Origin of the sequence: Eubacterium sp. LMAG:50, assembly GCF_008680265.1 — a bacterium.
GTDB lineage: Bacteria > Bacillota > Clostridia > Lachnospirales > Lachnospiraceae > Eubacterium_U > Eubacterium_U album.
The window spans coordinates 243,678-256,329 of record NZ_NALP01000006.1; the positions used below are offsets into that span (position 1 = coordinate 243,678).

The 12,652-nt window shown below is 31.3% G+C and carries 9 protein-coding genes and 1 tRNA gene; 2 read left to right on the forward strand and 8 right to left on the reverse strand.

Features of this window, described 5'->3' with window-relative positions:
- Positions 1-35: 35 nt before the first annotated feature.
- The 8 genes from glmS to CCC31_RS03975 form a co-directional block, all read right to left on the reverse strand.
- The gene (gene glmS, locus CCC31_RS03940; RefSeq protein WP_022089075.1) at positions 36-1,856 is read right to left on the reverse strand and encodes a glutamine--fructose-6-phosphate transaminase (isomerizing); all 1,821 of its coding nucleotides are present in this window, start codon (positions 1,854-1,856) and stop codon (positions 36-38) included.
- Entirely contained in the window at positions 1,856-3,928 is a 2,073-nt protein-coding gene (locus CCC31_RS03945) for a DNA topoisomerase (protein ID WP_290849813.1), read from the reverse strand. Before CCC31_RS03945 ends, glmS begins: the two co-directional genes overlap by 1 nt.
- A gap of 24 nt (positions 3,929-3,952) precedes the next feature.
- Positions 3,953-4,525: a 5'-deoxynucleotidase gene (gene yfbR, locus CCC31_RS03950; protein WP_022089073.1), complete on the reverse strand. Its 573-nt coding sequence runs from the start codon at positions 4,523-4,525 to the stop codon at positions 3,953-3,955.
- 235 nt (positions 4,526-4,760) lie between these two features.
- Entirely contained in the window at positions 4,761-6,248 is a 1,488-nt protein-coding gene (gene thrC / locus CCC31_RS03955; RefSeq protein WP_117910160.1) for a threonine synthase, read from the reverse strand.
- A 21-nt stretch (positions 6,249-6,269) separates the two neighbouring features.
- The gene (gene leuD, locus CCC31_RS03960; protein WP_022089071.1) at positions 6,270-6,755 is read right to left on the reverse strand and encodes a 3-isopropylmalate dehydratase small subunit; all 486 of its coding nucleotides are present in this window, start codon (positions 6,753-6,755) and stop codon (positions 6,270-6,272) included.
- A 9-nt stretch (positions 6,756-6,764) separates the two neighbouring features.
- Complete coding sequence (gene leuC / locus CCC31_RS03965; protein WP_022089070.1) at positions 6,765-8,030, reverse strand: 3-isopropylmalate dehydratase large subunit; 1,266 nt, start codon at positions 8,028-8,030, stop codon at positions 6,765-6,767.
- An 88-nt stretch (positions 8,031-8,118) separates the two neighbouring features.
- Positions 8,119-10,320 carry a beta-propeller domain-containing protein gene (locus CCC31_RS03970; RefSeq protein ID WP_290849817.1) on the reverse strand — a complete coding sequence of 734 codons (2,202 nt, stop codon included), beginning with the start codon at positions 10,318-10,320 and terminating at the stop codon, positions 8,119-8,121.
- Positions 10,321-10,322: 2 nt separating this feature from the next.
- Entirely contained in the window at positions 10,323-10,853 is a 531-nt protein-coding gene (locus CCC31_RS03975; RefSeq protein ID WP_022089068.1) for a sigma-70 family RNA polymerase sigma factor, read from the reverse strand.
- A gap of 145 nt (positions 10,854-10,998) precedes the next feature.
- Here CCC31_RS03975 and CCC31_RS03980 point away from each other — a divergent pair.
- A tRNA-Ser gene (locus CCC31_RS03980) sits at positions 10,999-11,088 on the forward strand.
- A 651-nt stretch (positions 11,089-11,739) separates the two neighbouring features.
- Complete coding sequence (locus CCC31_RS03985; RefSeq protein ID WP_290849820.1) at positions 11,740-12,648, forward strand: TIGR01212 family radical SAM protein; 909 nt, start codon at positions 11,740-11,742, stop codon at positions 12,646-12,648.
- Positions 12,649-12,652: the final 4 nt, after the last annotated feature.

The window sequence follows — 12,652 nt, forward strand, 5'->3', positions numbered from 1 at the left end:
GTTACTAATATAAGTAACAGTTTTTCGATATGATCTTATTCTACTGTAACTGATTTTGCAAGATTTCTTGGTTTATCTACATTTAATCCTTTTAATACAGAAGTATAATAAGCTATCATCTGTAACGGAATAACTGTTACCATTGGCATTAATACATCTTCTAATTCAGGTACTTCTACTATATAATCATTTACACCTTCTGCAAACTGCTCTCCTTCCTTACAAACAGTAATTGTCATTGCCCCTCTTGATTTAACTTCAACAATATTGCTTACTGTTTTTTCAAGTAAGTGACTCTGTGTAGCAACTGCTATTACCGGCATACCATCTGTAATAAGAGAAATTGTTCCGTGTTTTAATTCGCCTGCAGCATAACTTTCAGAATGAATGTATGAAATCTCTTTCAACTTAAGTGAGCCTTCCATACTAAGTGCATAATCAAGCCCTCTACCAATATATAATAAGCTTGACGCTGTTATTAACTTGCTGGCAATATATTTACATTTACTCTCAGCCTGCATTGTTTTTTCTAAAACTTCAGGAATATTCTTTAACTCTTCTGTAAGTCTCTTACACTCTGCTTCGTCTATACATCCTTTAGCATATGCCATTTCAAATGCTATTAAATACATAACAGACATCTGTACTGAGAAAGCTTTTGTTGATGCTACTGAGATTTCAGGACCTGCATGAGTATAAAGAACCATATCTGATTCTCTTGCAATTGAAGAGCCCTTAACATTAACAATTGAAAGTACTTCTGCGCCTCTTTCATGTGCTAACTGCAATGCTGCCTTAGTATCTGCCGTTTCACCTGACTGTGATACAACAACCATCAAATCATCTTTTCCAATTATAGGGTCTCTATATCTAAATTCTGATGCAATATCAACTGTGACTTCTGTTCTTGCTAATTTTTCAATTACATACTTTCCAACCATTCCTGCATGCATTGCTGTACCACATGCAACAATAAATAACTTATGATATGATTTTAATTTTTCAGGTGTAAGTCCACATTCTGATAAATCAGGCATACCATTCACAATTCTTGGTGCAATTGTTGTATTTACTGCTGTTGGCTGTTCATGTATTTCTTTTAACATGAAATGTTCATATCCACCCTTTTCAGCTGCATCCATATCAAGTTCTGAAACCTGAATTTCTTTCTTAATATTCTGCTTATGAAAATCACAAAATTCAATTCTATCTGACTTAATTGTTGCAATCTCACCATATTCAAGAAGATAATAATTTCTTGTATATTTTAAGATTGCAGGTACATCGCTGGCGATAAAGTTTTCTTCTTCACCTTTTCCAATAATTAACGGGCTGTCTTTTCTTACTGCATAAATTGTATCAGGAAAATCTTTAAAAATAATTCCCAATGCATATGCACCTGTAACATCTTTTAATGTCTTAATTATTGCATCTATAGGATCACCTTCATAATAGTAATCTAATAATTTTGCAACTGTTTCTGTATCTGTTTCACTTACAAATGTATATCCTTTATCAATTAGGAAATCTTTAATTTCTTTATAATTTTCTATAATCCCATTGTGTACAATTGATACTCTCTTATTTCCATGTGGATGAGAGTTAATGTCTGATGGTTCACCATGTGTTGCCCATCTTGTATGTCCAATACCACAATGTCCATATGGTTTATGTTCTTTTTTCATTTTTTCTGTAAGGTTCTTTAATTCTCCTTTTGCCTTACATACAGATATTTCACCTTTTTCAAATACTGCTATTCCTGCTGAATCATATCCTCTATACTCAAGTTTACTTAATGAGTCTATTAATACATCAGCGCAGTCTTTACTGCCCACATATCCTACTATTCCACACATTATTTGTTCCTCCTGTAAAATTGTGCCACATAATTATAGTAATTCACCATCTGATTAGCATTGTTGATTCTTAGAACATTATCTGTTCTACCTCTTATAAAATCATCTAATTTCTTCATATATTCATCAGCTGTTATTTCACCCTCTGCAACCTTGGTAAGACCTAATTCCCAACTTGCTGTCAATTCAGGGTTAAGAAGAGATCTTATTGACATATAAACTACGCCATAAACCATTTCTCCTAATTGCATTGGTGTCACAATCTGTGTTTTACTATTTAACTTAATGTATTCATTTTTTTGTAGTTTGGTTATTATTCCGGCTCTGGTAGCACTTGTACCAATTCCACTTCCTTTTATCTGTGCTCTTAAATCCTCGTCCTCTATAAGCTGACCTGCGTTCTCCATTGCAAGAATTAAAGAACCTGAATTATATCTTTTTGGTGGTTTTGTTTCACCTTCTTTAATATCCAGACCTACCATTGAAATTTTATCATTTTTCTTTATATTTTTCAACAATTCAAAAAATTTGCTGTCTAGTGTTAACTCCTGATTTTCACTATCATTAGTGCCATCCTGATTTTCAGCATCATTTTCCTGCTTATCTTTTGAGCTTTTCTTTTCGCCCGGAACGCCTGCAATTTCAAAATAACCTTTCTGAACTAATATTTTAAAATTGCTTCCAAATTGTTCCATTGTTTCACTACCATCTTTGAAAACAGATTTAACATTTCCTATCAATGATGCTTTTTTGTATATAGCTGGCGGATAAAAAATACTTAAAAATCTTCTTACAATAAGCACGTATACTTTCTGTGCAACCGGTTTTAAACTATTTAAGCCATTTAATCCCTGTCCTGTAGGAATTATTGCATAATGGTCTGTTATCTTCTTATCATCTACATATTTAGTTTTTTCTAACCCTTTGTAAGAACCTGCTTTTAAAATATTTTCAGCAAATCCTTTTACCGGAGTAAATCCTCTTAATCCATTTATATTCTTATAAATCTCTTTTGATACCGCAGTAGATAAAACTCGTGCATCAGTTCTTGGATAAGTTACCAGTTTCTTTTCATATAGTTCCTGAACTACATTCAATGTTTCATCAGGATTTATCTTAAATAATCTAGAGCAATCATTCTGAAGTTCTGCAAGATTAAATAACAATGGAGGTTGCTTTTTTTCATCTTTTTTAGTAATTGACTTAACCATTAATTCGACCGGCTGTGAAACATTTATTGCCTCAATTAATTCTTCTGCCGTCTTTCTTTCTTTAAAACCATTTTCCTTATATAAAAATGGTGTTTCAAAATATTTTGTATTTTCAACTGCCTTCCATTCTGCATCTACTTTGTAATCTTCAATCTGCAATTTACCATTTACTCTGTAAAATGGTGTTTTTACAAAATTTCTTATTTCCCGTTCTCTATTGCATATCATTCCTAATACGCACGTCATAACCCTACCTACAGAAATTACTGTGTATTTTTTATTTAAAAATCTTGCAATTGAATTTCCATATCTAAGAGTTAATAATCTAGAGAAATTAATTCCCATTAAATAATCTTCCTTCGCTCTTAAATAAGCCGCGTCAGACAAATTATCATATTCAGATATATCTTTTGCTTCCCTAATTCCTCTTAAAATTTCTTCTTCAGTCTGAGAGTCAATCCATACACGTTTTTGTACTTTATCATGTACTCCTGCTTCCTGAGCCACCAGTCTGTATATATATTCTCCTTCTCTTCCTGAGTCAGTGCAAACATATATCGTCTCTACATCTTCTCTGTTCAAAAGACCTTTTACAATATTAAACTGCTTTTTTACTCCAGGAATTACTTCATATTTCCATTCTCCTTCCGGAATAAAAGGCAAATCCTGAACATTCCATTTTTTCAACTTTTCATCGTAACATTCCGGATAGCTCATAGTAACCAAATGACCCACACACCATGTTACTACAGCATTTTCACTTTCTAAATATCCGTCACCACGTTTTGTATTCTCTTTTAATGCTTTTGCAAATTCAGCAGCAACACTTGGTTTTTCTGCTATAAATAGTGATTTTCCCATTAACACTCCTGCCTTGTCCGGTAATTAATTTATCTCGTCTAATGTAATACTGTATGATGGAAGAAATTTTTCAATAAAAAAAGCAATCTCCGGCATCTTCATTTCGTCTATACTCTTTTTAATTGAATTTTGTGCATTAACAAAATCTGTATTTCCCATTTTTGACTCTTCTATGCACTTTATATATGCTGATAATCTATCTGCAGCCTTTACATATTTCCACTCTTCATTTTGTTCTTCTTTTAAGATAGTTCTGTAAACCTTTCTCATTTCTTCCGGCAATTCATTTATAAGCTGATTAGTAGCCACTTCCTCTACCTTTTTATAAGAATCTCTTATTTCAGGTGCATAATATTTTATAGGTGTAGGCAAATCTCCCGTAATAATTTCGGATGTATCATGAAACATCGCTAAAACCGCTATGTGTTCTGCATCATTTTGTTTATTAAAATAGATATTTCCTATAGTAGCTAAAGCATGGGAAATAACAGCCACATCTAAACTATGTTCTGCTATATTTTCCTGAATTGTATTTCGCATAAGCCCCCATCTGTTTATATATTTCATTCGGGCAAGCATACCAAAAAAATTGTTCATTTATTCTCTCCATATTACAAAAGTTTTCTACCTTTTAAATAGATACAAAGGTCTTTTTGTCATTAAACATCATCAACAAAAAGACCTTTGTATTTGTAATTTACGGTATTACCTTCGCTTACAATATATCTATATTATTTAACTTCATATTTCAAATTTTTAAATATATATCTGAGAAATAAAATAATACTTCACAAACTCTTGTGCACTACATGTTTACACAATTATGCTCTCTTTACATATTTAAAAATTTCTTTACAACAGATTCCATTTCATCTACATTGCATAAGTTATTATGACGGATTTCTGCGTTTCTGATTTCTTCAATTGCATTTGGAACTTTAACATTTCCAATCTTGCTTAATTCATCAACTAATTCAAAATCGCCAAGCTTATCATATGCAGGATTAATTGCATTCATAACACTTCTTGTAAATTTGAATGGGCTTGCTGTACTTGCAATAACAGTTACCTTATCATCATTTGTATCTTTCTTGTACTTACCATATACACATGAAGCAACTGCAGTATGAGTGTCCATAATATATCCTGTCTTGTCATATACTCGTTTAATTTCTTCTGTTGTTTCAGCTTCAGTAGCATAATTTCCATAAAAATCAGCAAGTTGCTTTCTCATTGAATCAGTAATAGTATATTTTCCGTCTTTTGCTAGTTCTGCCATTAATTCAGCATTCTTTTCTGAATCATTTTCAGCAATTTTATAAATTAATCTTTCAAGATTACTTGAAATCAAAATATCCATAGATGGTGAGTTTGTTAAAATAAACTCTCTGTTTCTATCATAGCATCCTGTTTCAAAGAAATCATAAAGTACTTTATTATCATTTGAAGCACATACTAATTTATCAATCGGAAGTCCCATATTCTTTGCATAGTAAGCTGCTAAAATGTTACCAAAGTTACCTGTTGGAACTACAACATTAATTTTTTCATCCTTAGCAACTTTTCCTTCTGCAAATAATTTTGCATATGCATATACATAATAAGCAACCTGTGGGATAAGACGTCCAATATTAATTGAGTTTGCTGATGAGAACTGGAATCCTTTTTCATCCATTTCTTTTGCAAGTTCTTTATTTCCAAATATAGCTTTAACTCCACTCTGTGCCTGGTCAAAGTTTCCATTTATTGCTACAACAAATGTGTTATCACCTTTCTGTGTAACCATCTGTTTTTCCTGAATAGGGCTTACTCCACCATGTGGATAAAATACTACAATTCTTGTTCCTTTAACATCTGCAAATCCTGCCAAAGCAGCCTTACCTGTATCACCTGATGTAGCTGTCAAAATAACAATTTCATTTTTAACATCATTCTTTTTAGCTGATGTTGTAAGTAAATGTGGAAGTATTGACAATGCCATATCCTTAAATGCTATTGTTGCGCCATGGAAAAGTTCCAAATAGTATGCGCCATCAACTTCTGCTAATGGAGCAATTTCTTCTGTATCAAATTTAGAATCATATGCTTTATTAATACAATTCTTTAATTCTTCCTCTGTAAAGTCTGTAAAGTATAATTTCATAACTTCATATGCAACTTCCTGATATGTCATTTTTGACAATTCATTTACAGATACTTCTAACTTCGGAATAGTTGTAGGTACAAATAATCCTCCATCATCTGCTAATCCTTTTAAAATAGCCTGTGATGCCTTTACTTCTCCACCTTGTCCACGGGTACTTCTGTATAATACTTCCATCTTTTCCTCCTACTGATAACCTTATTTGTTATTTATATAGTTTATTAAACCTTCTGCTTTAATGATTTTCTGCATAAACTCCGGGAATGCCTGACCTTTAAATTCAGTTCCTTTTGTTTCATTGTAAATCATACCTGTATCAAAATTAACTCTTACCACGTCTCCTGCCTCAATGCCTTTAGCAGCTTCCGGGCATTCAATAATTGGTAAACCAATATTTATTGCATTTCTATAAAAAATTCTGGCAAATGTTTCAGCTATAACACAACTTACACCCGATGCCTTAATTGCTATTGGTGCATGTTCTCTTGATGAACCACATCCAAAGTTCTTATCAGCTACTATAATATCGCCTTCTTTGACATTTTTTACAAAATCAACGTCTATATCTTCCATACAATGCTTTGCAAGTTCCTTTGCATCAGGAACATTTAAGTATCTTGCTGGAATAATTACATCTGTATCAACATTATCGCCATATTTAAATACTCTTCCTTTAGCTTCCATTTCTGCCTCCTATAGTCCTAATTCTTCTGGTCCTGAAATCTTACCTGTAACTGCACTTGCTGCTGCTACTGCAGGGCTTGAAAGGTAAACTTCTGATTCAGGGTCTCCCATACGTCCTACAAAGTTTCTGTTTGTTGTAGCTATTGCTCTTTCTCCCTTTGCAAGAATACCCATATGTCCTCCAAGACAAGGGCCACATGTTGGTGTGCTTACTGCGCATCCGGCTTTAATGAAAGTCTGAATTAATCCTTCTTCAATTGCCTGTAAATATACTGCCTGAGTTGCTGGGAAAATTATGGCTCTTACACCTTTTTTAACTTCTCTGCCTTCTAATACTTTGGCAGCAATTCTCATATCTTCAATTCTTCCGTTTGTACATGAACCAATAACAACCTGATCAATCTTAACTTCGCCAACTTCGTCAATTGTTCTTGTATTTTCAGGAAGATGTGGGAATGCAACTGTCGGTCTTAATTTACTTAAGTCAATAGTGTATTCCTCATCATATTCAGCATCCTCATCTGCTTCATATACTGTAAATTCTTTAGTAGAATGTTCCTTCATATACTGAATAGCCAAATCATCTACAGGGAAAATACCATTCTTTCCACCTGCTTCGATTGCCATATTTGTCATAGCGAATCTGTCATCCATAGATAAGTATTTAATTCCATCTCCAACAAATTCCATTGAGCGGTATAATGCACCGTCAACACCGATTAAACCAATTATATGTAAAATAATATCTTTTCCACTTACCCATTTAGCCGGTTTACCTGTAAGATTAAATTTAATAGCTGATGGAACTTTAAACCAAGCCTGACCTGTAGCCATACCTGCTGCCATATCAGTACTTCCTACACCTGTTGAGAAAGCTCCAAGGGCTCCATATGTACATGTATGTGAATCTGCACCAATAACTACGTCTCCGGCAACAACTAACCCTTTTTCAGGAAGTAATGCATGTTCAATTCCAACTCTTCCTGTTTCAAAGTAATTAGTAATTTCGTTTTCTTCTGCAAAATCTTTAACGCATTTATATAATTCTGCTGATTTAATATCTTTATTTGGTGTAAAATGATCTGGTACTAATGCAATTTTATCTTTGCAAAACACACAATCAACATTCATTTTTTTCATTTCACCAATCGCTACAGGAGCTGTTACATCATTACCTAAAACCAAATCTAAATTGGCTTCAATCAACTGTCCTGCTTCGACTTTATCTAATCCCGCATGTGCTGCAAGAATTTTCTGAGTCATAGTCATTCCCATGTTCAGATTCCTCCTTAATTGAATACGATTTTATTCTAATGCACTATTTTATAACAAAATTCAATCAGCGTCAATTGATGATAATTATTTATTTCATTTTAAACCTTAACAATTCATTATAATTATCCATATCGAGAACTATTACATTTCCATCAAATCCAATAACGTACAAATTATCGTCTATATATAATCCTCTAGAAGAATATATATTTCCGGACATTTTTATTTTTGCTCTTCTTACAAATTTTTCATTTTCTTTATCATATCCAAATATATAATAATAATTTTCTATATTACCATTTTTATATTCTTCAGCCATGAATCCGATTATATTTTTCTCATAAGATACCATAGCCGCTTTATAATTATATAACGCTTCTGAATATTCAGTTCCACTTATCACCTTTCTGGATTCTAATTCAGCTTTTCCATTTTTAATATTATACATATCAAGTTTTATTTCCTGATTATTTTCATTTTCTGTATTCATTCCTAATCCTAATAAACTATCTTCTCCATAGAAATGCAAATAATCTGAGTATCCGGAAATTTTTAATTTTCCAATAATACTTGGATTTTCTATATCAGAAAAATCAACTGCAAAAAGAGGGTCTGTATTTCTATATGTAACAAAATATCCATAATCGCCCATAAATCTTGCTGAATAAATTTCTTCATTTTCAGCTAATCCTTCTGTTTTTGAAACAACTTTCATGCCTGAATCTAAAACATACAGATTATTGTGCATATCATTTTTATAGAAATCATTTTCTAAAACTTTTTCATTATATATGTCTTCGTATCCTATTACTTCATCCTGTTTATTATAAACAACAATTCTACTAACAAGATTTTTATAATCATTAACGGTTGTAACCATTCTAATATGCCCTTTATATTCATCAACAGATAAATTGTCATCTATTGTTCCATCTACAACTCCATCTGCAATTATTTTCAAATTTCCATCTTTGCATTGTATTTTTATTATTTCGGTATTGCTTTTTTCACGTACATAAACTACTTTTTCTTTTGCATATACTTCATTAAAATTAATATCCGGATATGCTTTTTTAAGATATTTTTTATATTCCTTTCTTATTTTTACATCTTTATCTTTTATATCTATTTTGCTTATATATTTTTTTCCTTCCTTTGTGTCAGAAATATCTTCCTCACTGCTTTTTGATATGCATAAATACAAATTGTCCTCACTCATATAAACATTAGTATTTCCGACAGCTATAGCCTTTGTTCCCATTATTTTGTCGGGTTTTAAAATATTAACTGATGTAACAATAACATAATCACTACCATCACTATTTTCAGGAATATAAATATCCGAAGCTGCCATTTTTTTATTTTGAACATATGGTACGCAATTGTCTATTGAAATATTGTCTATCGGTTTATTTGTAACAGTATATAAAATATTTCCAACTAATCTTGAAGAATTATAATTGCCTTCTATCTTCAAAGTTGATGCTAATTTAGCATTTTCAATATCTGTTATATCGTAAATCAATACTTCTGTATTTCCCGAATAAATTGCTATATCATAACATCCCATTTTTCCGGTTGAAGAACTATATTTACTTGCAAAAACTACGAGTCTATTATCATTAACGTACATTTCCTGATACTCATATTTATTTTTATTTTTTCCTGATGATAAGTTTATTGCTCCAACCTGTTTAGTATTTTCTCCATCAGCATTGCATATTAAAACTTTACTCTTGCTTTGATTAAGAAGAAATATATTCTTGCCATTCGTCTTTACGATATCTGCTTCATCTACGCCTTGCGTCTGTACATTTGTATTGTAAGATTTAGATTGTGATGATGCTGAAGAATCTGCTACATTAGTACTTTCAGATTTTGCAGTTTTAAGTCCGTTTCTTTCTTTCATTCCATAGTAAATTGCATTATTTGCAATTTGTAAATTTTTAAGTTTATCATATATATCCGAATAACTTTCATTATTGTCTGATTTGCTCTCATTATTCTTTTCATTTACAACTACATTGAACGTTCCACTATTATTATCGTTAGTTATATAATTGTATGTAACATTAAATACTCCAACAATTAACGCAAGGCATGCGGCAATTGTTCCAATTTTAAGTATTTTCCCCTGTTTTTTTCTTTCATTACTTTTGTTTAATAATCCGTTTAATTCTTCACTGTTCATTTTGTCAGGAATTATTGTTTTATCAGATTCTTCTTTTATAAAACTTGCAATTTTTTTATTTTCTTTATTTACATCCTCAAAAAAATCTTTCTTATCCATTCCTAATCCTCCAAATATTTTTTCAATTTGTTTAAACTTCTATTCAATTTAGATCTTATGGTTGATGATTTAATATGTAATATTTTTCCGACTTCTTCACTTTTATATCCTTCTATAATGCATAAAGTCACAATCATTCTGTCTGTTTTATTCAATATGCTCATAGCCATTTCCAAGTCGATTTTTTCTTCTTTATTATCTGTTTTTCCTTCAACACCTGTTAATTCATCAAATTGGATAACTTTAGGATTTTGAATTGTTACTTTATCATATTTTTCCCGCATTTGTCTTTTACATTTGCCTGATAATATTTTTATAATCCAAATATCAAATTTATCTGTGTTTTTTAGTTTTCCAATTCCTTTATAAGCATCTAAAAATGTTTCACTTACTGCATCTTTAGCCTGTTCACTGTTTCCTATTGTGTAAAATGCAAATTTGTACAAATCTCTATATACTGCTGAATACAGATTTTCAAATGCAGTCTTATTTCCCACCTTTGCTTTTTCTACATCATTGATTTCATAATTCATATTGTTTTCTCCATAATTTATTCCTGAATAAACAATAGTGTTTTCCAGGTTGTGTACACTTTACCCTTCAAATATATAGTGTTCTTCTTTTTCCGTTTTGTTGCATTCTTCTTTAAAATATGTTATAAATTTCTTGTTGCTTTTTGGAGCGGTATCGAAGAGGCCATAACGAGACTGACTCGAAATCAGTTTGTCCATTTACTTGGGCACGTGGGTTCGAATCCCACTCGCTCCGCTTTTCTCTTGTTATACACATGACTTTTTTGTATATAACAACAAAACTCATCTTACATGATTATTTGCATATTCACATGCATTACTCTTCATGTAAGATGAGTTTTTTCGTTTACGTGACTTTGACCTTATGAAATCAAATTACACTGCCATCATAAAACACCATAATAAAAAGCACATAACAGCTAAATATCCGAAGAAAATCACCATTCCTTTTTTGTTTTCATAAAATTCCATAATGAATTCCTCCTTTCTAAAATCCGATTCCTTTATTTATATAAAATTATATCATTTTTTCCTTTGTTTTTCTATGACTAAGCTTGTTTTTCCACGGACAAATATAGCCAATATTACGTCTTCTTTTTTGGTTATTTTTATATCTTATTTCACCTGTATGTATATTTTATTTTTGCTACTTTTTATGATAAGATATATTATTATGTCAAAACAAAAACATAAAACTACAAAGTGTGTTTATTATAATAGTTTATAACTTTATGTTGGAATCAAAAAGGTCTTTCACCCACTCATTAGCAAGCTTATGTGGACTTAAACCTTTTGCCCCTGGCATAAACTTTATACTATTATTTATGCTGACAATTTCAATATTGTCACTTTTATCATTTTACTAATTTATAAAGGAGTATCCGCAATGTATTACAACTCTTTAAATGCTTATTTAAGAAATAAATTTGGATGTAAAGTATATAAATTGTCTATAAGTTCCGGCCTTTCATGTCCTAACAGAGATGGTAATATTAGTACGGGTGGTTGTATTTTTTGTAGTGAAGGTGGTTCAGGTGACTTTGCTAGCAATCCTTCATATTCAATAACTGCCCAAATTGAGGAAGCAAAAGAAAAAGTTTCAAAGAAAATATCATCAGGTAAATACATAGCCTATTTTCAATCATTTACAAATACATATGGTTCTGTTGAATATTTAAGAAAAATATTTACAGAAGCAATAAATCATCCTGATATTGTTGCTTTGTCAATTGGGACCCGACCTGACTGTTTGCCTGACGAAGTAATTGCACTTTTAAATGAATTAAATTCAATTAAACCTGTCTGGATTGAACTTGGATTACAGACAATTCACGAAAAAACTGCAGAATTCATTAATCGCGGTTATAATTTGGATTGTTTTAATAACGCTGTAACACGTCTCAATCAAGCTAATATAGATATTATAGTACATTTAATATTAGGACTTCCCGGAGAATCTATGGAAGATATATTACAATCAGTTGATTATGTTTGCTCCTTACATATTCAAGGCATTAAGCTTCAATTACTCCACATATTAAAAAACACTACTCTTGCAGATATTTATATGCGAAATCCTTTTCATGTTTTCACTATGGATAAATATGTTTCCCTGATAGGCAAATGTCTTGAGCACATTCCTTCAAACATTGTTATTCATAGATTAACCGGAGATGGTCCAAAATCTTTATTAATAGAGCCTTTATGGAGCGGAAATAAAAAATTAGTTTTAAATACTCTCAATAAATATTTATCTGATATGGACATTATTCAAGGGAGTAAAGTTATCAACTAACTAT